Genomic DNA, 25,617 nt, shown 5'->3' with positions numbered 1-25,617 from the left:
GCCGCTTAATAGGATTTATTATGAATAATTGGAAAATGACTGCTGAAGATGTTCTAAAACAAGGTCCTGTTGTTCCTGTCATTGTGATCAAAAAACTCGAGCAAGCCGTTCCTTTAGCAAAAGCCTTACTCAAAGGCGGTATCAAAGTATTGGAAGTCACGTTAAGAACGGAATGCGCCATCGAAGCCATCCGACTTATTGCTGAAGAAGTCCCTGAAGCGATTGTAGGTGCCGGTACCGTTATCAATGCAAAACAGCTGGCTGAAGTGACCCAAGCGGGTGCGCAATTTGCTATCAGCCCAGGTTTAACGGACGAATTATTAGCGGCGGCAAATCAAGGCAGCATTCCATTAATTCCCGGAATTTCCACCGTATCTGAATTAATGGCGGGCATGAACTACGGACTTAAAGAATTCAAATTCTTCCCAGCCGAAGCCAATGGTGGCGTGAAAGCGCTCAAAGCGATTGCAGGGCCTTTCTCCCAAGTTCGCTTCTGCCCAACAGGCGGGATCTCCCTCGCAAATTACCGTGATTATCTCGCTCTAGACAGCGTGCTGTGTATTGGTGGCTCATGGTTAGTACCAGAAGATGCTCTGGAAAATGGCAACTACGATAAAATCACCGAATTAGCACAGCAAGCGGTGCAAAGCGCGCTGTAATTGCTAAGTTATGATGTGAGTGGTTGAGTTATAAAGTGGGTCATTGACCCACTTTCAATCAACTAAGCCGCAGAGATAGCGTGAATAAATCGACGGCAAAAGCGCTGATCTTCCGAGTAAGCAAACACATCTTCTACATACCCATCCAAAATACGTTTTTGCAGTTTTTGCCAATAATCTGCGTTAAATAAATCTTGATGGTGCAGCTGTAAATAATCTCTAACTTTCGGATCTTGGCATAAGAATTGCGAAAATTCTTCGGGGAAAACATCTTGCTCCCGTACGCTGTACCAAGGTTCACCAGAGAGCTCTTGCTCAGGGTAAAGTGGCTCAGGAATATGACGGAAATTCACCTCGGTCATATAGCAAATTTCATCATAATCATAAAATACCACCCGACCATGGCGTGTTACCCCAAAGTTTTTAAATAGCATATCCCCTGGGAAAATATTGGCGGCAGCCAGCTGTTTGATGGCGCAGCCATATTCTTCTATTGCGTGATAAAGCTGCTCATCCGACGCTTCATCCATAAAAATATTCAGCGGGATCATCTTTCGTTCCATATAGAGATGACGAATTAATATTTTATCCCCCAAATCTTCAACCTGAGACGGCGCCTCCGTCAGTAACTCGCTCATTAGCTCATCACTGACAAAACGCTTTTCAATAATAAAGTTTTCAAACTCTTGAGTATCCGCCATGCGACCGACTCGGTCGTGCTCTTTGACCATTTGATAACACTCAAGCACTCGAGCTTTAGTCACTTCTTTTTGTGGCGCAAATTTATCTTTAATAATCTTAAATACCCGATCAAATGATGGCGCCGTAAACACCAACATCACCATACCTTTCACACCAGGCGCGAGGGTAAATTGTTCTCGAGAAAAGTTTAAATACGCCAAGTACTCTCGGTAATATTCTGTTTTACCGTGCTTTTGGCAACCAATCGCCATATACAACTCAGCGATTGATTTGCTGGGTAAAATTTCGCGGAGCCAGAAAACTAACCCTGCCGGAAATGGCGCATACACCATAAAATAGGAACGAGCGAAGCCAAACACGATGCTCGCGTCATCAAACCCAGTTAAACACGCGTCTACATACATTTTACCGTCTTCATCATGGTGAATAGGCAATAGGAATGGGTAAACTTGGTGATTGATATATAGCTTCCCAACTAACCATGCGGCTTTATTCCGATAAAACAGCTCATTCGCCACATGCAATTGAGCACCCTGTTCAACAATCTCAGGGAAGCGCTGCCTTAGCGTTTCTACAATGCAATCAATATCAAAGGCTAAATTTCGCCACGTTAAGCGAATGGGCAACCCGCTTAAAATCCCATTAAATACCGTTTCCATGTTCCCATTGAGCTTATATTCGCGAGCTAATGGTCTTGGTAAGGTGCAAAAGCGCCGTGCAGGTTGTGAAGTAAAGATAAACAGATTTTCTTGGGTCAGCTCTCGATGTTGAAACAGCCGGCAATATACTGAATTAAAAAAACTTTCAGCAATTTCAAAACGCGGGTAATCCGATAGCAATGTCGCATAGACCTGTTTGATCCTTGCCAAATTATAAGGACTGAGCGATTGCACTAGCCCCATACACTGCAGCTGAGCAACGACAAGCCCCACGTGGTGATCATACAGTTTGATCCTTTGTTTCATCGCGTGTTGAACCGCATGCCAATCCCCGCGTTCAAAGCGTTCTTGAGCGCCCGAGGTGATTTCAAGAAATCGCCCATATTGCGCATCAAAGCCCTGCAAAATGGTTTGAGCGATGATCTGTTCAGTTTCGAGGGTCATCTTCACTCTCCCAATAAAAAAACAGGCACTTACGTGCCTGAAAAGTCAAAAGATACACTTATGTCAACACACATACACCGAGCAATAGGAACCGTAAATTTCTCCCCGATTAGAATTGCTCTTCTTCGGTCGAACCCGTTAATGCCGTAACTGAAGAACTCCCCCCTTGAATCACCGTCGTCACCTTATCAAAATAGCCAGTTCCCACTTCTTGCTGATGAGAAGAGAAGGTATAGCCTTTATTGATAGCGGCAAATTCACATTCCTGAACTTTATCAACATAGTGTTTCATTCCTTCGCCTTGTGCGTAAGCGTGAGCAAGGTCGAACATGTTGAACCACATGCTGTGAATTCCTGCCAAGGTAATAAACTGGAAGCGATAGCCCATGTCTGACAACTCTTGTTGGAAACGAGCAATGGTGCTGTCGTCCAAATTTTTCTTCCAGTTAAATGAAGGTGAACAGTTATAAGCTAATAATTTACCTGGGAATTTAGCGTGAATTGCCTCAGAAAATTGACGCGCAGCTTCCAGATCTGGCTTGGAGGTTTCACACCAGACTAAATCAGCATAAGGGGCATAGGCTAAGCCTCGGCTAATCGCTTGCTCTATCCCTGCCGTGGTACGGAAGAAACCCTCGGCCGTACGCTCACCCGTGATAAATGGCTCATCATAAGGGTCACAATCTGATGTTAATAAATCAGCAGCGTCCGCATCCGTTCTAGCAATTAAGATAGTAGGAACACCTGAAACATCCGCCGCTAAGCGTGCTGCAACTAATTTTTGGACTGCTTCTTGGGTTGGAACTAAAACTTTTCCACCCATATGGCCACATTTTTTCACCGCCGCCAATTGATCCTCAAAGTGTACCGCCGCTGCACCCGCTTCAATCATGTGCTTCATCAGCTCAAACGCATTCAGTACCCCACCAAAGCCAGCTTCCGCATCCGCAACGATAGGTAAAAAGAAATCGATGTATTCTTTATTATCGGGGCCAATGCCATTCGCCCACTGAATTTGATCCGCGCGACGGAATGTATTGTTGATCCGCTGAACCACGTTCGGCACTGAGTCCACAGGGTAGAGTGATTGATCTGGATACATGCTGGATGCTGAGTTCGCATCTGCCGCAACCTGCCAGCCAGAGAGATAAACAGCTTCAATTCCCGCTTTTGCTTGTTGCAATGCTTGCCCGCCCGTTAATGCACCTAATGCATTTACATAGCCTTTCTTCGCGCCGCCATTCAGCTGTGCCCAAAAGCGTTCAGCTCCTTTACGAGCTAATGTATGCTCAGGATTGACCGAGCCGCGTAATTTGATCACTTCTTCAGCTGCATAAGGGCGAGTAATGCCTTTCCAGCGTGGTTTTTTCCACTCATTTTCCAATTGAGCAATCTGTTCTAAGCGCGATGTTGTCATGATTTACATCCTTTCTTGTTATCTGTCTTTGTAGGGTAATTGAGTGATATCTGTATTCTTCAAGTTCGCTAATCTAGTAATTGATAGCCCGGTATCGTTAAGAACTCGATCAATTCATCTTGGGTTGTGATTCGACGCATTAGCTCACTCGCTTCTTTGAATCGCCCACTTTGAAAACGATGATCACCAAGCTCTTTTTGGATGACTTGCAACTCTTCATCCAGCATCTCTTCAAATAACGCTTTCGTGACTTTCATACCGTTCGATAATGATTTTCCATGACGGATCCACTGCCAAATTGATGTCCGCGAAATTTCAGCGGTCGCCGCATCCTCCATCAAACCGTAGATAGGCACGCAGCCATTTCCTGAAATCCATGCTTCAATGTATTGCACCGCCACGCGAATATTGGCGCGCATACCCGCTTCGGTTCTTTCGCCCTCACAAGGTTTTAGTAACTGTTGCGCGGTGATTTCAGCATCATTTTCACGTCGGATATTCAGCTGGTTTTTTCGCTCGCCTAATGCTTCGTTGAAAACCGCCATGACGGTGTCAGCCAAACCTGGGTGTGCAATCCATGAACCATCATGACCATTACGCGCTTCCAGCTCTTTGTCCGCTTTCACTTTGGCGAGAATCGCTTGATTTTCCTGTTCATCTTTACTTGGAATAAAGGCAGACATTCCCCCCATTGCAAACGCACCACGGCGATGACAAGTTTTGATCAGCAAACGTGAATAGGCGCTTAAAAACTCCTGCGTCATTGTCACCGACTGTCTATCCGGTAAAACGCGGTCAGCGTGCTCTTTCAATGTTTTGATGTAGCTGAAAATGTAGTCCCAACGCCCACAGTTAAGCCCAACAATGTGGTGGCGCATGTGGTACAAAATTTCATCCATCTGGAAAACCGCAGGGAGTGTTTCAATTAACACTGTGGCTTTGATAGTCCCGCGTGGTAAGCCTACATAATCTTCTGCGGCGCTAAACACATCACTCCACCATTGAGCCTCCTGCCAAGATTCCAGCTTCGGAATATAGAAATAAGGGCCACTTCCCTTCGCCAGTAATGCCTGATAGTTATTGAAAAAGTAGAGTGCGAAATCAAACAGCCCACCGGGTATCGGTTGGTTATCAACAAGCACATGTTTTTCATCTAAATGCAGTCCACGCACTCGGGCGATCAACACAGCGGGATTAGATTTCAGCTGATAAACTTTTCCATTTTCATTGGTGTAAGATATTTCGCCGGTGATCGCATCGCGTAAGTTGATTTGCCCATCAATCAACCTTTCCCATGATGGCGATAAAGAGTCCTCAAAATCAGCCATAAATACTTTTACATTAGCATTCAATGCGTTGATCACCATTTTCCGATCAACTGGCCCAGTAATTTCTATACGACGATCTTGTAAATCGTCAGGAATATTTTGAATCTTCCAATCTGCATTTTTAATGGAATTAGATTCCATAATAAAATCAGGTAAACTTCCTGCATCAATCCCTTTTTGGCGATGCACTCTATCTTTGAGTAACTGCTCTCTTCTTGGCAAGAAACCTTCAACGAGATAAGAAAGAAATCCAATAAAATCAGCATGTAATATCTGTTTTGCTTGCTGAGAAAATGCTTTCTTGAAGGTTAAATCTGAAATAGATAACTGCTGATCCATTGTTTTTTCCTCACTCATGGCTGGCTATGAATTAAGAGTAAACTCAAAAAATAAATAAATCAAAAACGGTTTCCATTTTAATTTAAATTAATTTTATCTATTTGATCTAAAAGGAGATATTTACTATTTTTATTTTGCCTTTAATTTCTATTACAAAAAAACAAAGTGTTAAATATTAGTTAAATCATAGGGTTGTGTATTGGTGGGATTTTTTTGTTAAAAATAAAAAATGAACAAATAGGCAAAAAATGGTTATTTATTCATCTGAATAAAGAAGGAAAACTTGATTTAAAGGCCAAATAATTTTGATTATTCAGCCTTATATTCTGAGATATGACCAGTTAACTGGCATTAAGTGAGTTTTTTAATCTAAAGTCGGTTCCATGTGAGTAAGATCAAATGGTGTGATCTGATACACATAATAATTGAGCCAATTGGAGAATAACAAGTGGCCATGACTACGCCAACGAACTTCCGGTGAATTATTCGGATCATCATTTTTGAAATAATTACACGGCAGTTCAGGTGTGATCCCCGCATCCACATCACGCCAATATTCTTGGGATAATGTCTCTGCATCGTACTCAGGATGTCCCGTGACAAATGCCAAACGCTTATCTTTTGATGCAAATAAGTACGCTCCTGCTTCCGGTGAACTGGCTAAAATATCAAGGTCTGTGTTCTGACGAATATAGTCTTCAGGGAAATCGGCATAACGGGAGTGCGGCGCATAAAAAGAAGCATCAAATCCTCGAGTTAATAACGCGTAAGGCTCTAATGTTTCGTGTGAATATACCCCAGAAAGTTTCTCTTTACGGGTTAATTTAGGTAAATCATACAATACGTTAAGCGCAGCTTGAACAGCCCAGCAAACAAACAATGTTGAAGTTACATGCTCTTTTGCCCATGCAATCACGCGCTCTATTTGTTCCCAATAACACACGTCAGCAAATTCAACTAAGCCGAGCGGAGCACCTGTGACAATTAATCCATCAAAATTTTGGTGTTTAATATCTTCAAAGTCACAGTAAAAATTGTTCAAATGTTCCGTTGGTGTATTCTTAGATTCTCGCTGATCAATGCGTAGAAGCTGGATGTCGACTTGCAATGGCGTGTTTGATAGCAACCGTAAAAATTGGTTTTCAGTCTCAATTTTTTTAGGCATTAAGTTCAGTATCAGTACTTTCAAGGGACGGATCTCCTGAAGGCTTGCTCTCGTCGTGGTCATGACAAAAACATTTTCTTCACGCAAGAAATTAACTGCTGGTAGCTCATCAGGCAGGCGAATTGGCATGGTTCATCCCCTTAAATATACTTTATACGTTTAGACTTCTAGAATGCTAAACAATCTAACCAATGTAACTCTACTTGTCGAGCGTTTCAAAGCAAGTTGAAATAATTTCAAGCGATGGTCAGTGTTATAGGAATATTGAGAGTCTAGCAAACTGATAACTCGATGATATCCAGACTTTTTATTACAGCTTAATAGCTAAAATGGCTTAGACTTTTTTGATCTGAAATAGAGAGGATTTTAAGACTTATTGTTTCTTGAATAATGATTTTCGGGTGGTAGGTTTTGCATAGTCGCCTTTAAATGCAGGTAGTCAGAGAGTAAGAATAACGGAATTTGTAAGATCTGAAGGTGTCTGTTTCGATAATAGCACCTCAGAGGGTGACAATCTGACCTTTTATCACCTATTTTTCATGCCCCAAACGCAAAAAAGCCACCCAATGGGTGGCTTCTCGGCTAATTTAATGTCTGGCAGTTCCCTACTCTCACATGGGGAGACCCCACACTACCATCGGCGCTACGGCGTTTCACTTCTGAGTTCGGCATGGGGTCAGGTGGGACCACCGCGCTATTGCCGCCAGACAAATTCTGTTTATTCCCGTTTAGTCTCTAATCCACTAAACCAGAATATCAATCCTGAACAAGCTGTCGTGTCCACCTCTCGGCGTCCCACTTCATTGAATCAACTTTAATCTCTCATCTCGAAAACACCTTCGGTGTTGTCAGGTTAAGCCTCACGGTTCATTAGTATTGGTTAGCTCAACGTATCGCTACGCTTACACACCCAACCTATCAACGTCTTAGTCTTAAACGTTCCTTTAGGACCCTTAAAGAGTCAGGGAAGACTCATCTCAAGGCAAGTTTCCCGCTTAGATGCTTTCAGCGGTTATCTCTTCCGCACTTAGCTACCGGGCAATGCCATTGGCATGACAACCCGAACACCAGTGGTGCGTCCACTCCGGTCCTCTCGTACTAGGAGCAGCCCCTTTCAATCTTCCAACGCCCACGGCAGATAGGGACCGAACTGTCTCACGACGTTCTAAACCCAGCTCGCGTACCACTTTAAACGGCGAACAGCCGTACCCTTGGGACCTACTTCAGCCCCAGGATGTGATGAGCCGACATCGAGGTGCCAAACACCGCCGTCGATATGAACTCTTGGGCGGTATCAGCCTGTTATCCCCGGAGTACCTTTTATCCGTTGAGCGATGGCCCTTCCATACAGAACCACCGGATCACTAAGACCTACTTTCGTACCTGCTCGAGCCGTCACTCTCGCAGTCAAGCTGGCTTATGCCTTTGCACTAACCGCATGATGTCCGACCATGCTTAGCCAACCTTCGTGCTCCTCCGTTACTCTTTGGGAGGAGACCGCCCCAGTCAAACTACCCACCAGACACTGTCCGCACCCCAGATAATGGGGCTACGTTAGAACATCAAACATTAAAGGGTGGTATTTCAAGGTTGGCTCCACGCAGACTGGCGTCCACGCTTCAAAGCCTCCCACCTATCCTACACATCAAGGCTCAATGTTCAGTGTCAAGCTATAGTAAAGGTTCACGGGGTCTTTCCGTCTTGCCGCGGGTACACTGCATCTTCACAGCGAGTTCAATTTCACTGAGTCTCGGGTGGAGACAGCCTGGCCATCATTACGCCATTCGTGCAGGTCGGAACTTACCCGACAAGGAATTTCGCTACCTTAGGACCGTTATAGTTACGGCCGCCGTTTACTGGGGCTTCGATCAAGAGCTTCTCCTTACGGATAACCCCATCAATTAACCTTCCAGCACCGGGCAGGCGTCACACCGTATACGTCCACTTTCGTGTTTGCACAGTGCTGTGTTTTTAATAAACAGTTGCAGCCAGCTGGTATCTGCGACTGGCTTCAGCTCCATGAGTAAATCACTTCACCTAATGCCAGCGTGCCTTCTCCCGAAGTTACGGCACCATTTTGCCTAGTTCCTTCACCCGAGTTCTCTCAAGCGCCTGAGTATTCTCTACCTGACCACCTGTGTCGGTTTGGGGTACGATTAATGATAATCTAGAGCTTAGAGGCTTTTCCTGGAAGCGGGGTATGAGCTACTTCGCCACCGTAGTGACTCGTCATCAGACCTCAGCATATAGTGAACCGGATTTGCCTAATTCACCTGCCTACATCCTTAAACCGGGACAACCGTCGCCCGGCCAGCCTAACCTTCTCCGTCCCCCCATCGCAATTATCACCAGTACGGGAATATTAACCCGTTTCCCATCGACTACGCATTTCTGCCTCGCCTTAGGGGTCGACTCACCCTGCCCCGATTAACGTTGGACAGGAACCCTTGGTCTTCCGGCGTGCGGGTTTTTCACCCGCATTATCGTTACTTATGTCAGCATTCGCACTTCTGATACCTCCAGCATGCCTCACAGCACACCTTCACAGGCTTACAGAACGCTCCCCTACCCAACAATATTTACATATCGCTGCCGCAGCTTCGGTGCATAGTTTAGCCCCGTTACATCTTCCGCGCAGGCCGACTCGACCAGTGAGCTATTACGCTTTCTTTAAATGATGGCTGCTTCTAAGCCAACATCCTGGCTGTCTGAGCCTTCCCACTTCGTTTCCCACTTAACTATGACTTTGGGACCTTAGCTGGCGGTCTGGGTTGTTTCCCTCTTCACGACGAACGTTAGCACCCGCCGTGTGTCTCCCGTGATAACATTCTTCGGTATTCGTAGTTTGCATCGAGTTGGTAAGTCGGGATGACCCCCTAGTCGAAACAGTGCTCTACCCCCGAAGATGAGTTCACGAGGCGCTACCTAAATAGCTTTCGGGGAGAACCAGCTATCTCCCGGTTTGATTGGCCTTTCACCCCCAGCCACAAGTCATCCGCTAATTTTTCAACATTAGTCGGTTCGGTCCTCCAGTTAGTGTTACCCAACCTTCAACCTGCCCATGGCTAGATCACCGGGTTTCGGGTCTATACCCTGCAACTCATTCGCCCAGTTAAGACTCGGTTTCCCTACGGCTCCCCTATACGGTTAACCTTGCTACAGAATATAAGTCGCTGACCCATTATACAAAAGGTACGCAGTCACACCACAAGGGTGCTCCCACTGCTTGTACGTACACGGTTTCAGGTTCTATTTCACTCCCCTCGCCGGGGTTCTTTTCGCCTTTCCCTCACGGTACTGGTTCACTATCGGTCAATCAGGAGTATTTAGCCTTGGAGGATGGTCCCCCCATATTCAGACAGGATAACACGTGTCCCGCCCTACTCGTCGAGTTCACAACACTAACACCTTCGGATACGGGGCTATCACCCTTTACTGCCGGCCTTTCCAGACCGTTCTCCTGATGCTAATGCTGATTAAGACTCTGGGCTGCTCCCCGTTCGCTCGCCGCTACTAGGGGAATCTCGGTTGATTTCTTTTCCTCGAGGTACTGAGATGTTTCAGTTCCCTCGGTTCGCCTCGTTTGACTATGTATTCATCAAACGATAGTGCAACGAATTGCACTGGGTTTCCCCATTCGGAAATCGTCGGTTATAACGGTTCATATCACCTTACCGACGCTTATCGCAGATTAGCACGTCCTTCATCGCCTCTGATTGCCTAGGCATCCACCGTGTACGCTTAGTCGCTTAACCTCACAACCCGAAGGTGTCTTTTATCAACTGACCCGACGGCCAATTGAACACATTCAAGTTGAGATTTTTGAGAGACTCTCACATTGTTTAAGCGATAAACAATGTGCGTTGTTTTCAATTTTCAGCTTGTTCCAGATTGTTAAAGAGCATAATTGTTAAACCAACTACAACGTAATTGGCTTAATCATTATTTGTGGGGAACGTCTTTCACTCATTCTCCGCGCAATTGGCGTCCCCTAGGGGATTCGAACCCCTGTTACCGCCGTGAAAGGGCGGTGTCCTAGGCCTCTAGACGAAGGGGACACTACAGTCAGCTTCGCAGACGCGCTTTTTGCTCTACTTTCTATCAGACAATCTGTGTGAGCACTTCACAAGTACACTTCAATGGTAAGGAGGTGATCCAACCGCAGGTTCCCCTACGGTTACCTTGTTACGACTTCACCCCAGTCATGAATCACAAAGTGGTAAGCGCCCTCCCGAAGGTTAAGCTACCTACTTCTTTTGCAACCCACTCCCATGGTGTGACGGGCGGTGTGTACAAGGCCCGGGAACGTATTCACCGTAGCATTCTGATCTACGATTACTAGCGATTCCGACTTCATGGAGTCGAGTTGCAGACTCCAATCCGGACTACGACGTACTTTATGAGTTCCGCTTGCTCTCGCGAGGTCGCTTCTCTTTGTATACGCCATTGTAGCACGTGTGTAGCCCTACTCGTAAGGGCCATGATGACTTGACGTCATCCCCACCTTCCTCCGGTTTATCACCGGCAGTCTCCTTTGAGTTCCCACCATCACGTGCTGGCAACAAAGGATAAGGGTTGCGCTCGTTGCGGGACTTAACCCAACATTTCACAACACGAGCTGACGACAGCCATGCAGCACCTGTCTCAGAGTTCCCGAAGGCACTAAAGCATCTCTGCTAAATTCTCTGGATGTCAAGAGTAGGTAAGGTTCTTCGCGTTGCATCGAATTAAACCACATGCTCCACCGCTTGTGCGGGCCCCCGTCAATTCATTTGAGTTTTAACCTTGCGGCCGTACTCCCCAGGCGGTCGATTTAACGCGTTAGCTCCGGAAGCCACTCCTCAAGGGAACAACCTCCAAATCGACATCGTTTACAGCGTGGACTACCAGGGTATCTAATCCTGTTTGCTCCCCACGCTTTCGCACCTGAGCGTCAGTCTTTGTCCAGGGGGCCGCCTTCGCCACCGGTATTCCTCCACATCTCTACGCATTTCACCGCTACACATGGAATTCTACCCCCCTCTACAAGACTCTAGCTGACCAGTCTTAGATGCCATTCCCAGGTTAAGCCCGGGGATTTCACATCTAACTTAATCAACCGCCTGCGTGCGCTTTACGCCCAGTAATTCCGATTAACGCTTGCACCCTCCGTATTACCGCGGCTGCTGGCACGGAGTTAGCCGGTGCTTCTTCTGTTGGTAACGTCAATCGTTGATGATATTAGCATCAACGCCTTCCTCCCAACTGAAAGTACTTTACAACCCTAAGGCCTTCTTCATACACGCGGCATGGCTGCATCAGGCTTGCGCCCATTGTGCAATATTCCCCACTGCTGCCTCCCGTAGGAGTCTGGGCCGTGTCTCAGTCCCAGTGTGGCTGATCATCCTCTCAGACCAGCTAGGGATCGTCGCCTTGGTGAGCCATTACCTCACCAACTAGCTAATCCCATATGGGTTCATCCGATAGCGCAAGGACCGAAGTTCCCCTGCTTTGCTCCTAAGAGATTATGCGGTATTAGCTACCGTTTCCAGTAGTTATCCCCCTCTATCGGGCAGATCCCCATACATTACTCACCCGTCCGCCGCTCGTCAGCGAGAAGCAAGCTTCCCCTGTTACCGCTCGACTTGCATGTGTTAGGCCTGCCGCCAGCGTTCAATCTGAGCCATGATCAAACTCTTCAATTAAAAAGCTTGATGCTCAAAGAATGTTACTGTCGTTTGATTTCCGAAGAAACCAAATTACCTATTAGTTCATATATATGAATTAACGTGTTAGTCACTCTTCAAGACTTAAAATCAAATATTTTTTTGATAGTGTCCTGTGAGTGCCCACACAGATTGTCTGATAAATTGTTAAAGAGCGGTGCGACATTTCTTAAGAAATTCGACTCAGTTTTTATCAACTTAGGTCGTTGTCGCGAGGTGGCGTATATTACGCTTTCCTCAGTGAGAGTCAAGCATTTTTTGCTTAATCTTTTCAGATTCTCTCGCTGCCGGTTCAGTGTCCATCGCGCTTTGCGTTGGCTTGTTCCCGGTCAGTGGATGCGCATTATAGGGAGTCGCAGAAATCCTGCAACCCTTTTTTTAAGATTTTTTACGGTTTTTAGTTCAACTGCTGCATTCCACAGCAAAACCCCTATTTATACCCACTTACACACAGATTTATCCACAGACTGAAAAAATAGTGAAAATAGTTCGCGCATTACGCAAACGTTTGCGCTACAATTAGCGCGAAAATTCGGCATTGATTTTATTTTGATGCTCTGAAATTGTTAGTGACTTATATATAGATATTGCTTTTTTATCCAAATCCAAGGGATCTCTCTCATGCAACAGCTTCGTCCTATTCGCCGTGCCCTGCTTAGTGTGTCTGATAAAACAGGGGTTGTTGAATTCGCTAAGGTGCTTTCTCACCGTGGTGTTGAACTGCTTTCTACCGGTGGAACCGCTAAATTATTAGCAGAGCAAGGCCTTAAGGTCACTGAAGTTTCAGATTACACCGGTTTTCCTGAAATGATGGATGGTCGCGTTAAGACTCTGCACCCGAAAGTTCACGGTGGGATCTTAGGTCGTCGCGGTAAAGATGATGCCATCATGCAGCAGCATAACATCGCACCTATTGATATGGTGGTTGTGAACCTTTATCCATTTGCTCAAACCGTCGCAAAACCAAACTGCACATTAGAAGATGCCGTTGAGAATATCGATATTGGTGGCCCAACTATGGTTCGCTCCGCAGCGAAGAACCATAAAGACGTGGCTATCGTGGTTAACAGTAATGACTATGACAAAATCATCGAAGAGATGGATAACCACGAAAATTCCCTGAACTGGTCAACACGCTTTGACTTAGCTATTAAAGCATTCGAGCACACTGCCGCTTATGACAGCATGATTGCTAACTACTTTGGTGAGCTGGTCGCGCCATATCACGGTGATACTACTCAGCCATCAGGTCGTTTCCCTCGTACCCTGAATTTAAACTTCATTAAGAAGCAAGATATGCGCTATGGCGAAAACAGCCATCAAGACGCGGCTTTCTATATAGAAGAAAATCCAAAAGAAGCGTCAATTGCCACTGCGAACCAAATTCAAGGTAAAGCGCTTTCTTATAATAATATCGCAGACACCGATGCCGCTCTTGAGTGTGTTAAATCTTTCGATGAGCCTGCCTGCGTTATTGTTAAGCATGCTAACCCTTGTGGGGTCGCCATTGGTGACAATATCCATGCCGCTTATGATAAAGCATTCAAGACTGACCCAACCTCAGCATTCGGTGGCATCATTGCGTTTAACCGTCAATTAGATAAAGCCACCGCAGAAGCCATCATTGAACGCCAATTTGTTGAAGTGATCATTGCCCCTTCAATTGCTGAAGATGCATTGCCTTCTTTATCTACCAAGCAAAACGTGCGCGTTCTGGTGTGTGGTGAGTGGAGCAAGCCAGTTGCAGGTTTAGATTTCAAACGCGTGAATGGCGGTTTACTGATTCAAGATCGTGACTTAGGTATGGTCGAAGCGGAAGATTTACGCGTCGTGACCACACGCCAGCCAACTGAGCGTGAATTAAAAGATGCCCTGTTCTGCTGGAAAGTGGCGAAGTTCGTAAAATCAAATGCAATTGTTTATTCTAAGAACAACATGACCATCGGTATTGGTGCAGGTCAAATGAGCCGCGTGTACTCTGCTAAGATTGCAGGGATCAAAGCTGCCGATGAAGGTTTAGAAGTTGCTGGTTGTGCAATGGCATCCGATGCATTCTTCCCATTCCGTGATGGCATCGATGCAGCTGCCTCTGTAGGCGTGACTTGCGTTATCCAACCAGGTGGCTCTATTCGTGATGATGAAGTAATTGCCGCTGCGAATGAACATGGCATCGCAATGATCTTCACTAACATGCGTCATTTCCGTCACTAATTGCTAGGGGTTTCTATGAATATACTGATTATTGGTGGTGGCGGCCGCGAGCACGCTTTAGCATGGAAAGCCGCACAATCTCCATTAGCAGATAAAGTGTATGTTGCACCGGGTAACGCGGGTACAGCACTGGAACCTGCACTGGAAAATGTCGATATCTCAGCAACTGACATTGATGGTTTACTGCAATTTGCCAAAGACAAGCAAATCGGTTTAACCATCGTAGGCCCTGAAGCACCATTGGTTATCGGTGTGGTTGATGCATTCAAGCAAGCTGGCTTAACCATTTTTGGGCCAACTCAAGGTGCTGCGCAGTTAGAAGGTTCTAAAGCGTTCACCAAAGATTTCTTAGCGCGTCACAGCATTCCGACCGCAGCTTATGAAAACTTTACGGAAATTGAGCCTGCTTTGGCTTATTTAGATAAAGTTGGCGCACCTATCGTTATCAAGGCTGATGGTTTGGCTGCTGGTAAAGGCGTGATTGTGGCAATGACGCTGCAAGAAGCCAAAGATGCTGTCCATGATATGCTGGCTGGCAATGCATTCGGTGATGCGGGTCATCGTATCGTTATCGAAGAGTTCCTTGATGGCGAAGAAGCAAGTTTCATCGTCATGGTAGATGGTGAAAATGTCATCCCAATGGCAACCAGCCAAGACCATAAACGTGTTGGCGATGGCGATACTGGCTTAAACACTGGCGGTATGGGTGCATATTCCCCAGCGCCAGTGGTGACAGATACGGTTCATCAACGTGTTATGGAGCAAGTTATTTATCCAACCGTTAAAGGAATGGATCAGGAAGGGAACCGTTATCAAGGTTTCTTATATGCAGGTTTGATGATTGATAAAGCGGGCAATCCGAAAGTTATCGAGTTTAACTGCCGTTTTGGCGACCCAGAAACTCAGCCAATTATGATGCGCTTACAATCTGATTTAGTTGCTCTGTGTTTAGCGGGAGCTAAAGGCGAACTCGCAGGTAAAGATTCCCTGTGGGATGAACGTCCAGCGCTAGGTATCGTGATTGCGGCAGGTGGATATCCAGGTGATTATCGCAATGGTGATGTGATTTCGGGTCTCCCAACATCAGAAGCAGCTGATAGCAAAGTATTCCACGCAGGTACCAAGCTAAACCAAGCAGGCGAAGTCGTCACTGCCGGCGGACGTGTTCTGTGTGTCACTGCACTAGGCAATGACATCGCAAAAGCTCAAGCTAAAGCGTACGAAGTTGCCAAGACTATCAATTGGTCTGGCAGCTTCTATCGCAACGATATCGGCTACCGTGCCATCGCCCGCATCAAGTAATAGAACAAATAATAGAAGCAAATAACCCACAAGCTGATAAGAGGAAACTTTTATCAGCTTTTTGCTTTTCTGTTTCTTGTTTTTGCCTTTGACCTTCACCCAGCCAATGGCTCTAAGTATTTCGAAGCATAGCTAGGCGGCGAGGTTACTTATGCCCAGGAGCATAGATAACTATGTGACTGGGTTAAGTCACCGAAGCCAACAACGCTAGGATTTGAAAGACGACGAGCGGTGAGATTAGAGCGAATCTTTAGAAGGTTGCCAACTGCAGAAGTTGGTATCCGCCACCATCAAAAGCTGACTTCCCTCTGGTGACTCCAGCCACGCCAAATTCAGCTCTTTCGTCCAGACTTTGGCTCTATCATCTAGCCATTTCTGTGCATACGGTTCGAAAGTAACATCGCGCTTTTCACCATCACAAGTGGTGATTTTACCTTGCTTCCAATACCCTTGATGTAGCTCTACGCCACCCACAATCAGTGCGGTATTAATATTCAAGATACGGTCAGCTTCAAAGCGCCAACGATTAATTTCATCAGAGGAAAGCGGGGTTTTGATATTATTTTGCGCGCGCTGCATAAACACAATTTCATTATCTTTACTAAAGCGCAGTTGTTCCGTGATGTTGTTATCCCCTTGATTGAGGACTTGGCTGCGGATCTGCCACAATTTGCCATCACGATATTCAAAGAAATTGACGGAGGTGTCGGTTCGTTTATAGGGGCTATACACCACCATTAAGACCAACGGCTGACTCTTCGCATCATTCAGTCTCCACATTCGAATTACGCCTTCATCGGCAATAAATCCGCTGGCACTAAACTCAGGGAGTCGAGGCGAATTAGAAGAACAGGCGCTTAGTATTGAGACTGCTCCCAACACCAGCAACCTTTGGCGAATAAACAAAAGGGGTAACTTCATACCCCCTCTGATAATTCTCGTAGACAATGTACTTATTTTACAGCGTCTTTTAGTGCTTTACCGGCAGAGAATGCTGGTACAGTTGTTGCAGGAATTTGGATTTCTGCTTTAGTTTGTGGGTTACGACCGGTACGAGCTGCACGGTGGCTAACTTTAAAAGTACCGAAACCGACCAGTTGTACTGCTTCGCCGCTTTTCAGAGAATCTGAAATTGCGCTCAGAGTTGCTTCTAAAGCTGCTTTAGCTTGAGTTTTAGTCAGATCTGCTGATTCTGCGATAGCATCAACTAATTCAGTCTTGTTCATAAATTATCCTTACACAGTGTGTTTATCGTTTGCAAAGCATCGAGTGCGTCGGATATGCCAGATAGACAGCCCCTGATACACGCCCCCGATAGCCACTTCTTCTCGCCCCTAAATGTAGAACAGAGTAGGGGTAAATGTGAAGTCTTAGTACACAGCATTACTGCTTTAAGTCACGTTTTCGCACTTAAAAGTGCAAAATTTACGCGACAGTAATGCCGATATTGCTGACACCCGCTTCGCGGAGGTCAGATTTTAATCCTTTAATTAACTCTAAGTCTCGTTCTTCGCAAGCGGCTAATAAGCGGAAAATGTCCCATTGAATGTCCCACTCTTCTTCCACAGCAGGCACCACTTTTAGCTCTTCATCGGTCATTTCACGCCCTGCTTGAGTCATTTCAAGCATAGCAACAGTACGAATCGATGCTTCACTGACTAAGATTGCGTGCTCAAGGGTTTCACCACTCAGTTTTGCATGAATGAGTTCACCTAAAGCAATACAAGCGTCGATAGCGGGATAAACACCGTACATATCGAAGTCATCGGCGACTGGAATAATTTCTTCTAACTTCTCTAACTGATTGTCGAAATTGACTTTGCTATCTTTGATAACCAAGGTTTCCCAAACTAAATCAAGGATGGCACGATAAACCTTCGCATCAGCAAATTCAGTTTGCTGGCAAAACATTTGATAATTAGGATACATTCTCTCGCACAGGGATGCCATGAAGGTCATATGCTGCCAGCTTTCTAGTTTCTCTAACCTCAAATGAATAGGATTTCTTAACATAATTTCTGACTCATCAATCTCAATACTTCGCAGTTTACCTGAAAATCTGCCAATGCCACATATTTTGCTGATAATTAGCCAATTTTCTCATTCATTCGCTTAAAAAATGTGCGATTCGAAGCGATTCCATCAGCAAAACGGGTCGGTTCTGGCAATCTATACCCCTGAATACACCGTTTTACCCACTCTAGCGAGGAAATAAAACTGACTTTGTGACCCGGAGAAAGATATAAAGGATTACAGCGTTTCTTACTGCGATAAACCCACCCTAATTGCTCTTGAGCCACTTTCAACATTTCGACACTTTCAGGTTCAGCATTGAGTTCGACAACATCACCACATAAACGGCTTTTTGCTACCCCTATCGTCGCTACATCAGCCAATAATCCAAAATGACAAGCCACCCCAAAACGCCGCGGATGAGCAATACCTTGACCATCCACCAGCACTAAGTCGGGCTTGTGTTGGATTTTTTCCCACGCAGCCATTAATCCTGGGACTTCACGAAACGAGAGCAACCCGGGTATATAGGGTAATTGAGTTGGGATCCGTGCTATTTGATACTCCACCAATTGCAGCTCAGGCCATGAAAGCACCACAATCACCGCGCGAGTCACAGTACCGTCTTGCTCAAAACCGACATCCGCACCACCAATAAAACGCGGCGGGACAAACTCGTCGTGCAAAATGACTTGTTGAGCTAGCTCTACCTGCTGTTGTCGCAACTGCTGAGTATCAATTGCCATCATGGAACCATTATTAATAAGGATTAATCATAGATGATAATGATGCACTTACAAGATCCTGTAAATACATCGCTTAAATTAGAGGCATAAATAGCGGCAAATCACTGCAAAGTGACGCCGCTATTGGGAATGAAAGGCTATTGGTGATATTGACGAGAGAAACGGTGAACCGCGTCCACAAACGCACCCGCATGTTCAGGTGCTACATCTTGATGAATACCATGGCCTAAATTGAAGACATGCCCTTCACCTTGACCAAAGCCCTCTAGAATGTGCTGCACTTCTTGCTCAATACGCGCAGGTGGCGCATATAACATTGAAGGATCCATATTGCCTTGCAGCGCCACTTTGTCACCAACACGACGACGAGCATCCGCAATTTCGGTCGTCCAATCCAAACCTAGCGCATCACAGCCTGTTGCCGCCATCTCTTCTAACCACTGACCGCCACCTTTGGTAAACAGGGTCACAGGCACACGACGACCGTCATTTTCACGAATTAAGCCATCAACAATTTTGTGCATGTAGCGCAAGGAGAATTCCAGATAATCACGCTTAGTCAACACGCCGCCCCACGTATCGAAAATCATCAGGGATTGAGCACCCGCACGCACTTGAGCATTCAGATACAAAATCACGCTATCTGCCAGCTTATCCAGCAGTAAATGCAGCGTTTTTGGATCTTCATACATCATTTTTTTGATTTTAGTGAACGCTTTGCTACTGCCACCTTCAACCATATAGGTCGCTAATGTCCACGGGCTACCCGAGAAACCAATCAGTGGCACATCACCATTTAAGGCTCTGCGAATGGCACGAACTGCGTCCATCACATAACCCAGTTCCTGTTCAGGATCAGGGATTGGAATATTATTAACATCGGCAGCACTGGCTACTGGTCTTTCAAAACGAGGGCCTTCACCAGCTTCGAAATAGAGCCCCAGCCCCATCGCATCAGGAATGGTTAGAATATCAGAGAATAAAATTGCGGCGTCTAATGGAAAACGACGAAGTGGCTGTAATGTGACTTCACACGCTAACTCCGTATTTTTACACAAAGCAATAAAATCACCAGCTTCTGCACGAGTTGCTTTATATTCTGGTAGGTAACGCCCTGCTTGACGCATCATCCATACTGGGGTCACATCTACAGGCTGGCGTAGCAACGCACGTAGATAGCGGTCATTTTTCAACTCAGTCATTATTTACTCCATTATTATTGTGGCCGCCGCAAATGGCTAAGGCGCCATATTATACCAGCAAAGGGAAACAATATCAGCGCCAGCGCAATTAGTGGTTATCTTCATCAAATTGACGACATAGCACCACACTATCTTCAATTAATCGCCGAGCTATTGTATCTCCTGGCGGGATCAGCGGCAGATCATTATAGTGATACCAGTTAGCGCTCACTAACTCTTTAGGATCCACTTGAATGTCCCCACTATCATAATCCGCTAAAAAGCCCATCATCAGCGAGTGTGGGAATGGCCAAGGCTGGGAAGAGACATAACGAATATTGCGTACTTTTATATGGCTCTCTTCCATCACTTCGCGAGCCACCGCCTCTTCTAAGGTTTCCCCCACTTCCACAAACCCTGCCAGCACCGTGAACAGCGGATTTTGTGAATGGCGACGGTGTTGTGCCAGCAAAATATGATCATCGCGGCGTATACCAACGATAATACATGGAGCAATTTGTGGATAATAACGTTCATGGCAGTGGTCGCACAGGCACGCCCATTCCGTTGAACTATGGCGCATCGCCGTTCCGCAATATCCACAGTAACGATGAGAGCGATAAAATTCCGCGAGCTGTACACCACGCCCTGCGAGGCGAAATAGCCCTTCATCTTGGGAAGCGACCACGCGAGGCGAAGCCATATCCGATGACATTTTTTCAGCAATCAGCCAGACAATTTCCCCTTGCCACTCACCGATCGGAGTCGCGAGTTTTCCCGTTAATCCAAACTGCTGTGCAGCACCTCTAGGTACATCACCTTGGGGCAACCACAACCGACCCGCAAAGCAGACAAACCACCAGCCGCTTTCGGTTCCTGCTAATGTGTGTTTATTCATTCTGTTTCTCTATTTCAGCACGCTGAGTTGCGGTTAAAGATACGCTTGTTTTATAGATTGTCATACAACCGTTTGATTCGTCACTACCCTTTCACGATTTTGACACTTTTTAGACATTTAAAAGTCACAGCATCTAAAAAGTGTCACACAACTGTCAATTCATTGTCATCTCGAATAATTAGCATGCCAACTAACCAATACGGCGACTCTTACAGAGAGAAACAAGATGAAAGCTATCGTACCTGCAATTTTACTGTCACTCAGCGCTTCTCAAATGGCATTTGCGGCTGACAGCGATTTAACCCAACTTATCGAAGCTGCAAAGAAAGAAGGCCAAGTTTATAGCGTCGGGATGCCTGATACATGGGCGAACTGGAAAGGCACATGGCAGGATTTATCGACAGAATACGGTTTAAAGCATCAAGATACAGACATGAGCTCTGCGCAGGAAATTGCAAAGTTTGCCGCTGAAAAAAATAACGCCACCGCAGATATCGGTGATGTCGGCGCATCTTTCGGCCCTGTTGCTGTGCAAAAAGGCGTGACTCAGCCGTACAAACCGACCACTTGGTCACAAGTGCCGGATTGGGCAAAAGATAAAGACGGTCATTGGGCGCTGGCTTATACCGGCACTATCGCGTTTATGATCAATAAAGACTTAGTCAAAGACGCACCAAAAAGCTGGGATGATTTACTTAAAGGAAAATACAAAGTCACCGTTGGGGATGTAGGCATTGCTGCACAAGCCAACAACGCCGTATTGGCTGCCGCTTTTGCACGTGGTGGTGATGAAAATAACCTGAAGCCTGCCATTGAATTCTTTGGCGAATTAGCAAAACAGAAGCGTTTATCCGTCAATGACCCAACGGTTGCCAACATCGAAAAAGGCGAAGTGGAAGTGGGCATTTTATGGGACTTCAACGCACTGAACTACCGTGACCAAATCAACCGCGACCGCTTTATTGTGGTGATCCCATCCGATGGCAGCGTTATCTCCGGCTACACCACCATCATCAATAAATTTGCTAAAAACCCAAATGCCGCGAAATTAGCCCGCGAGTTTATTTTCAGTGATAAAGGACAAATCAATCTTGCAGAAGGTTATGCGCGCCCAATTCGTGCTCAATACCTGACACTGCCTGCGGATATCCAAGCCAAATTACTGCCAGATGAGCAATACAAAAATGTTCACCCGATTAAAGATGCTGAAGGCTGGGAAAAGTCATCACGCAACTTACCGAAAATGTGGCAGCAGCAAGTATTAATTCACCAGCAATAATCGCAATTAGGAATCAACAGTCTGATGTCTGAAAAAGTCATACTTGTTGTTCTCGACGGTTTAAGTTATTCAGTAGCCCATCAATGTATGGGCTATCTCAATGGTCTTATCAAAGCCGATAGAGCAACACTTTATAAAATGGAGTGTGAGCTCCCATCCATGTCTCGCCCGCTGTACGAATGCATTTTGACGGGTATTCCTCCGGTTCAAAGTGGCATCGTCAACAACGATGTGGTGCGACTTTCTCACTTCGAGAACATCTTTTCATTGGCTCACCAAGCCGGAAAAACCACCGCAGCGGCAGCGTACTATTGGGTCAGTGAGCTGTATAACCACGCGCCATTTGAGGCGAACCGCGACCGATTTACCCATGATAAGCAGCTGCCGATTCAGCATGGTTGCTTCTACCAAGCAGACCACTACCCTGATGATCACCTGTTTATGGATGCAGAATATCTACGCACCCAGCACGACCCCGATTTTTTGCTGATCCACCCCATGAATATCGATGATGCAGGGCATAAGTTTGGATTTGACTCGTCCCAGTATCGCAATGCGGCTCGCAAAGCAGACATTTATTTATCCCATTACTTACCGATGTGGATAGAGCAGGGCTACCAAATCATCATCACCAGCGACCACGGGATGAATAACGACCGTAGCCACGGTGGTATTTTGCCGGAAGAGTGTACAGTTCCGCTGTTGACTATTGGTAGCGCATTCTCTCATCGCCCCGACGTTCCGATGGAACAAACGGCGATTTGTGGCACCGTTTGCCAGCTACTGGGTGCGCCATTCACAGACAAAACTGTATGCCATGATTTATTAGCAGGAGGTCGCTAATGGCGGATATCCCAGCCAACGACCAGCCCCGCCAGCAAGAGAGAGGCTTAACGATGTTTAACAAGCCCAATGTACATTTTCACTGGCGTGCCGCACTGTTAATCGTGCCGTTTATTGTGCTGTTTTGCCTGTTTCAAATCGCCCCGATGATTTGGGTACTCTTCAACAGTTTTGTCTACGAAGAAGCGTGGTCTTTTGAAAATTACGTTGAAATTTTCTCCAATGATTTCTACCTACAAGCGTTTCAAAACACCCTATGGCTATCGCTAATTTGTAGCGTTGTTGGTTTGCTGATCGCCTGCGTAACGGCATTTTCTATCTACAAAATGCAAGGCAAAGTGCGCAATTTCATGATTTCGTTTACCACCATGGCAAGCAACTTCAGCGGCGTCCCATTAGCTTTCGCATTTATTATTATCTTAGGTTTTAACGGGGCGATTACCCTGCAACTTAAAGCCTGGGGATGGATTGATGATTTTAATATTTACAGCGCCAGTGGCTTGATGCTGCTGTATATCTATTTCCAAATCCCGCTTGGTATTTTATTGCTTTATCCTGCATTCGATGCACTCAAGCCTGAATGGGAAGATGCAGCAAAAACCATGGGTGCCAGCAAGTTAACCTACTGGCTGAAAGTGGGTATTCCGGTCATTTCACCTGCACTGTTAGGCACATTTATTATCTTAGTTGCCAATGCTGTTGGCGCTTACGCCAGTACTTACGCACTCACCAGTGGAAACTACAATTTAGTCACTATCCGCATCGCTAGCCTTGTCTCTGGCGACCTGTTTTTAGAGCCAAATATGGCAGCCGCGCTGTCCGTTGTGCTGATTGCGATCCTCGGGTTTATCACAGCCATCCACCACTGGCTATTAAAGCGGAGCTACCATGCTAAATCCTAATATTCGTAGCCCAAAAGCACCGAGCTTACTGTTTCATAAAATGGTTCTCGGCACCGTTGCCGCCATTCTTGCGCTGCCAATTATCGCCACTTTTATTTACTCCATTTCGAGCTCATGGGGTGCGACGATTATGCCTGATGCCCTATCCATCAAGTGGTATCTACAACTGTGGCAAGATCCGCGCTTTTTAATGGCATTTGGGCGATCGCTACTGATCTGTTTTGGCACATTGCTGATCAGCGTACTGGTCATTTTGCCAATGACTTTTGCCGTTTTTTATCACTTTCCAAAACTCAAAGGGTTGATGGATTTACTGATTATTCTCCCTTTTGCGATCCCACCCGTGGTCTCTTCAGTCGGTTTACTGCAAATCTTTGCGGATGAGCCATTTATGTTGGTCGGTACCCCATGGATCTTAATTGGCACCTACTTCACTATCACGTTGCCGTTTATGTACCGCGCGCTGGCGAATAGCTTTCAAGGGATCAATCTGCATGACTTAATGGATGCCGCACACCTACTCGGCGCCAGCACCTTTAAAGCCTTTTTAATGATAGTGCTGCCAAATATCCGTAAAGGGTTATTGGTTTCTTTACTGATTTCCTTCTCATTCTTAATGGGAGAATTCGTATTCGCCAATATCTTAGTGGGAACCCGCTTCGAAACCTTGCAGATCTATCTGTTTAATATGCGCCAAACTAGTGGACACTTTACCTCTGCGCTAGTGATGTCTTACTTCCTATTTACGTTGCTGCTGACTTGGCTAGCAACGCGCTTGAATCGTGCGGGAGATGAACGATGAGCTACGTCATTGCTGAAAACCTAACAAAATCCTTTGGTCAGAACCAAGTATTCTCCGATATCCAGTTTACGATTGAGCAAGGGGAATTTATTACGCTATTGGGGCCAAGTGGCTGCGGAAAATCCACGTTACTGCGTTGTATCGCCGGGCTTGAACAACCCGACAGCGGGGAGCTGTATATCAACCGCCAGAATATCACCCAGCAGCCAGCTCAACAGCGCGGCGTGGGCATGGTATTCCAAAGCTACGCCCTCTTCCCAAACATGACGGTGGCTGAAAACATCGCGTTTGGATTGAAAATGCGTAAGATGCCCGCCACTGAGCGAGATAAAGCCGTGGCGGAAGTCATCGATATGGTGGAATTACAAGGCAAAGAAAACCAATATCCTCACCAACTTTCGGGTGGTCAACGCCAGCGTGTTGCTCTTGCTCGCGCATTGGTGATGAAGCCGCAAATTTTACTCCTTGATGAGCCGTTATCCGCCCTTGATGCCCGTATTCGTAAACATTTACGCCAGCAAATTCGTGAAATTCAGCGAGAGCTGAAGCTCACCACCATTTTCGTCACCCACGACCAAGACGAAGCGATGATTATGTCTGACCGCATCTTCTTAATGAACAAAGGCTCGATTATCCAAAGCGATACTGCGGAAAATATCTATACTCAGCCGGCTACTGAATTTGTGGCTCGATTTATGGGGCACTACAATCTGGTGGACGCTGAAAAAGCCAATGGGATGCTGGGCGTGAATTTACAAGGCACCCTAGCCATTCGCCCTGAATCCATTTATGTTCGCGAAGTGGGACGTCAATATGGCAACCATATTTCGGCGCCTGTGGATGCCGTGATCCTTGACCACCAGCTTTTAGGGAATATCATTCGCTATAGCGTGAACACGCCTGCGGGGGATATGACCGTGGACTTGCTCAACCGCTCATCTGAGCGTTTATTTGAACCAGGCACACGCCTTGAGTTAATGTTTAATAAAAATGAAATTCGAGCTCTAAGCTAGTCAACGATA

At 46.0% G+C, this 25,617-nt stretch carries 18 protein-coding genes, 1 tRNA gene and 3 rRNA genes; 8 read left to right on the top strand and 14 right to left on the bottom strand.

From position 1 onward, the window contains the following. The first annotated feature begins 20 nt into the window (after window positions 1–20). Window positions 21–659 carry a bifunctional 4-hydroxy-2-oxoglutarate aldolase/2-dehydro-3-deoxy-phosphogluconate aldolase gene (locus tag QS795_RS01725; RefSeq protein WP_286271037.1) on the top strand — a complete coding sequence of 213 codons (639 nt, stop codon included), beginning with the start codon at window positions 21–23 and terminating at the stop codon, window positions 657–659. 62 nt (window positions 660–721) lie between these two features. Here QS795_RS01725 and aceK read toward each other — a convergent pair whose 3' ends face one another. The 8 genes from aceK to QS795_RS01685 all read right to left on the bottom strand — a co-directional run bounded on the left by aceK (window position 722) and on the right by QS795_RS01685 (window position 12,397). Beyond that, on the bottom strand, window positions 722–2,464 hold the full coding sequence (gene aceK, locus QS795_RS01720; RefSeq protein ID WP_286271035.1) for a bifunctional isocitrate dehydrogenase kinase/phosphatase: 1,743 nt from the start codon (window positions 2,462–2,464) through the stop codon (window positions 722–724). Between the two features lie 109 nt (window positions 2,465–2,573). After that, a complete protein-coding gene (aceA, locus tag QS795_RS01715) occupies window positions 2,574–3,881 on the bottom strand; it encodes an isocitrate lyase (protein ID WP_286271034.1) in 1,308 nt (435 codons plus the stop codon). 68 nt (window positions 3,882–3,949) lie between these two features. Continuing rightward, on the bottom strand, window positions 3,950–5,548 hold the full coding sequence (aceB, locus tag QS795_RS01710) for a malate synthase A (RefSeq protein WP_286271032.1): 1,599 nt from the start codon (window positions 5,546–5,548) through the stop codon (window positions 3,950–3,952). Window positions 5,549–5,912: 364 nt separating this feature from the next. Beyond that, window positions 5,913–6,842, bottom strand: a complete 930-nt coding sequence (gene metA / locus QS795_RS01705) for a homoserine O-acetyltransferase MetA (RefSeq protein ID WP_036955456.1) — start codon at window positions 6,840–6,842, stop codon at window positions 5,913–5,915. 463 nt (window positions 6,843–7,305) lie between these two features. After that, window positions 7,306–7,421 (bottom strand): 5S ribosomal RNA (rrf, locus tag QS795_RS01700). 141 nt (window positions 7,422–7,562) lie between these two features. Continuing rightward, a 23S ribosomal RNA gene (locus tag QS795_RS01695) occupies window positions 7,563–10,468 on the bottom strand. A 227-nt stretch (window positions 10,469–10,695) separates the two neighbouring features. Further along, window positions 10,696–10,771 (bottom strand) — tRNA-Glu (locus tag QS795_RS01690). Between the two features lie 85 nt (window positions 10,772–10,856). Continuing rightward, a 16S ribosomal RNA gene (locus QS795_RS01685) occupies window positions 10,857–12,397 on the bottom strand. Together the 16S, 23S and 5S rRNA genes with 1 tRNA gene alongside form the textbook arrangement of a ribosomal RNA operon. A gap of 642 nt (window positions 12,398–13,039) precedes the next feature. Between QS795_RS01685 and purH the strand changes: the two genes are divergently transcribed. Together purH and purD are read left to right on the top strand one after the other, a co-directional pair. After that, complete coding sequence (gene purH, locus QS795_RS01680; protein WP_286272781.1) at window positions 13,040–14,629, top strand: bifunctional phosphoribosylaminoimidazolecarboxamide formyltransferase/IMP cyclohydrolase; 1,590 nt, start codon at window positions 13,040–13,042, stop codon at window positions 14,627–14,629. Window positions 14,630–14,644: 15 nt separating this feature from the next. After that, a complete protein-coding gene (purD, locus tag QS795_RS01675) occupies window positions 14,645–15,931 on the top strand; it encodes a phosphoribosylamine--glycine ligase (RefSeq protein ID WP_154603131.1) in 1,287 nt (428 codons plus the stop codon). A 237-nt stretch (window positions 15,932–16,168) separates the two neighbouring features. Here purD and QS795_RS01670 read toward each other — a convergent pair whose 3' ends face one another. From QS795_RS01670 to nudC, 6 genes are all read right to left on the bottom strand, one after another. Further along, the gene (locus QS795_RS01670) at window positions 16,169–16,852 is read right to left on the bottom strand and encodes a DUF1481 domain-containing protein (protein WP_154626085.1); all 684 of its coding nucleotides are present in this window, start codon (window positions 16,850–16,852) and stop codon (window positions 16,169–16,171) included. Window positions 16,853–16,884: 32 nt separating this feature from the next. Continuing rightward, complete coding sequence (locus tag QS795_RS01665) at window positions 16,885–17,157, bottom strand: HU family DNA-binding protein (RefSeq protein WP_006657071.1); 273 nt, start codon at window positions 17,155–17,157, stop codon at window positions 16,885–16,887. A 199-nt stretch (window positions 17,158–17,356) separates the two neighbouring features. Then, window positions 17,357–17,944 (bottom strand): YjaG family protein, encoded by a 588-nt coding sequence (locus QS795_RS01660; protein ID WP_036953566.1) that lies wholly within the window; start codon window positions 17,942–17,944, stop codon window positions 17,357–17,359. A gap of 74 nt (window positions 17,945–18,018) precedes the next feature. Next, complete coding sequence (gene nfi / locus QS795_RS01655) at window positions 18,019–18,690, bottom strand: deoxyribonuclease V (RefSeq protein WP_286272778.1); 672 nt, start codon at window positions 18,688–18,690, stop codon at window positions 18,019–18,021. A 137-nt stretch (window positions 18,691–18,827) separates the two neighbouring features. Then, complete coding sequence (gene hemE / locus QS795_RS01650) at window positions 18,828–19,892, bottom strand: uroporphyrinogen decarboxylase (protein ID WP_286272776.1); 1,065 nt, start codon at window positions 19,890–19,892, stop codon at window positions 18,828–18,830. An 88-nt stretch (window positions 19,893–19,980) separates the two neighbouring features. Continuing rightward, window positions 19,981–20,769 carry an NAD(+) diphosphatase gene (nudC, locus tag QS795_RS01645; RefSeq protein ID WP_154626079.1) on the bottom strand — a complete coding sequence of 263 codons (789 nt, stop codon included), beginning with the start codon at window positions 20,767–20,769 and terminating at the stop codon, window positions 19,981–19,983. 226 nt (window positions 20,770–20,995) lie between these two features. Here nudC and QS795_RS01640 point away from each other — a divergent pair, with 226 nt between their 5' ends. Genes QS795_RS01640 through QS795_RS01620 form a run of 5 tightly spaced genes read left to right on the top strand, consistent with a single transcriptional unit; the run spans window position 20,996 to window position 25,608 of the window. Next, the gene (locus QS795_RS01640) at window positions 20,996–22,048 is read left to right on the top strand and encodes an ABC transporter substrate-binding protein (protein ID WP_154626077.1); all 1,053 of its coding nucleotides are present in this window, start codon (window positions 20,996–20,998) and stop codon (window positions 22,046–22,048) included. Between the two features lie 24 nt (window positions 22,049–22,072). Then, window positions 22,073–22,891, top strand: coding sequence for an alkaline phosphatase family protein (locus tag QS795_RS01635; RefSeq protein ID WP_154603137.1), 819 nt, complete (start codon window positions 22,073–22,075; stop codon window positions 22,889–22,891). Further along, window positions 22,891–23,793, top strand: a complete 903-nt coding sequence (locus tag QS795_RS01630; RefSeq protein WP_154638831.1) for an ABC transporter permease — start codon at window positions 22,891–22,893, stop codon at window positions 23,791–23,793. The genes QS795_RS01635 and QS795_RS01630 overlap by 1 nt, the downstream gene beginning before the upstream one ends. Continuing rightward, the gene (locus tag QS795_RS01625) at window positions 23,780–24,595 is read left to right on the top strand and encodes an ABC transporter permease (protein WP_318626772.1); all 816 of its coding nucleotides are present in this window, start codon (window positions 23,780–23,782) and stop codon (window positions 24,593–24,595) included. The genes QS795_RS01630 and QS795_RS01625 overlap by 14 nt, the downstream gene beginning before the upstream one ends. Then, window positions 24,592–25,608 carry an ABC transporter ATP-binding protein gene (locus tag QS795_RS01620; RefSeq protein ID WP_154626071.1) on the top strand — a complete coding sequence of 339 codons (1,017 nt, stop codon included), beginning with the start codon at window positions 24,592–24,594 and terminating at the stop codon, window positions 25,606–25,608. Before QS795_RS01625 ends, QS795_RS01620 begins: the two co-directional genes overlap by 4 nt. Window positions 25,609–25,617 lie beyond the last annotated feature (9 nt).

The sequence above is a fragment of the Providencia zhijiangensis genome (assembly GCF_030315915.2).
Classification (GTDB): domain Bacteria; phylum Pseudomonadota; class Gammaproteobacteria; order Enterobacterales; family Enterobacteriaceae; genus Providencia; species Providencia zhijiangensis.
This window is presented reverse-complemented; position numbering and strand designations above follow the sequence as displayed.

Coding starts and splice junctions, on each gene's coding strand:
- QS795_RS01725 (WP_286271037.1), top strand. CDS start 21: ATGAATAATTGGAAAATGACTGCTGAAGATGTTCTAAAACAAGGTCCT.
- aceK (WP_286271035.1), bottom strand. CDS start 2,464: ATGACCCTCGAAACTGAACAGATCATCGCTCAAACCATTTTGCAGGGC.
- aceA (WP_286271034.1), bottom strand. CDS start 3,881: ATGACAACATCGCGCTTAGAACAGATTGCTCAATTGGAAAATGAGTGG.
- aceB (WP_286271032.1), bottom strand. CDS start 5,548: ATGGATCAGCAGTTATCTATTTCAGATTTAACCTTCAAGAAAGCATTT.
- metA (WP_036955456.1), bottom strand. CDS start 6,842: ATGCCAATTCGCCTGCCTGATGAGCTACCAGCAGTTAATTTCTTGCGT.
- purH (WP_286272781.1), top strand. CDS start 13,040: ATGCAACAGCTTCGTCCTATTCGCCGTGCCCTGCTTAGTGTGTCTGAT.
- purD (WP_154603131.1), top strand. CDS start 14,645: ATGAATATACTGATTATTGGTGGTGGCGGCCGCGAGCACGCTTTAGCA.
- QS795_RS01670 (WP_154626085.1), bottom strand. CDS start 16,852: ATGAAGTTACCCCTTTTGTTTATTCGCCAAAGGTTGCTGGTGTTGGGA.
- QS795_RS01665 (WP_006657071.1), bottom strand. CDS start 17,157: ATGAACAAGACTGAATTAGTTGATGCTATCGCAGAATCAGCAGATCTG.
- QS795_RS01660 (WP_036953566.1), bottom strand. CDS start 17,944: ATGTTAAGAAATCCTATTCATTTGAGGTTAGAGAAACTAGAAAGCTGG.
- nfi (WP_286272778.1), bottom strand. CDS start 18,690: ATGGCAATTGATACTCAGCAGTTGCGACAACAGCAGGTAGAGCTAGCT.
- hemE (WP_286272776.1), bottom strand. CDS start 19,892: ATGACTGAGTTGAAAAATGACCGCTATCTACGTGCGTTGCTACGCCAG.
- nudC (WP_154626079.1), bottom strand. CDS start 20,769: ATGAATAAACACACATTAGCAGGAACCGAAAGCGGCTGGTGGTTTGTC.
- QS795_RS01640 (WP_154626077.1), top strand. CDS start 20,996: ATGAAAGCTATCGTACCTGCAATTTTACTGTCACTCAGCGCTTCTCAA.
- QS795_RS01635 (WP_154603137.1), top strand. CDS start 22,073: ATGTCTGAAAAAGTCATACTTGTTGTTCTCGACGGTTTAAGTTATTCA.
- QS795_RS01630 (WP_154638831.1), top strand. CDS start 22,891: ATGGCGGATATCCCAGCCAACGACCAGCCCCGCCAGCAAGAGAGAGGC.
- QS795_RS01625 (WP_318626772.1), top strand. CDS start 23,780: ATGCTAAATCCTAATATTCGTAGCCCAAAAGCACCGAGCTTACTGTTT.
- QS795_RS01620 (WP_154626071.1), top strand. CDS start 24,592: ATGAGCTACGTCATTGCTGAAAACCTAACAAAATCCTTTGGTCAGAAC.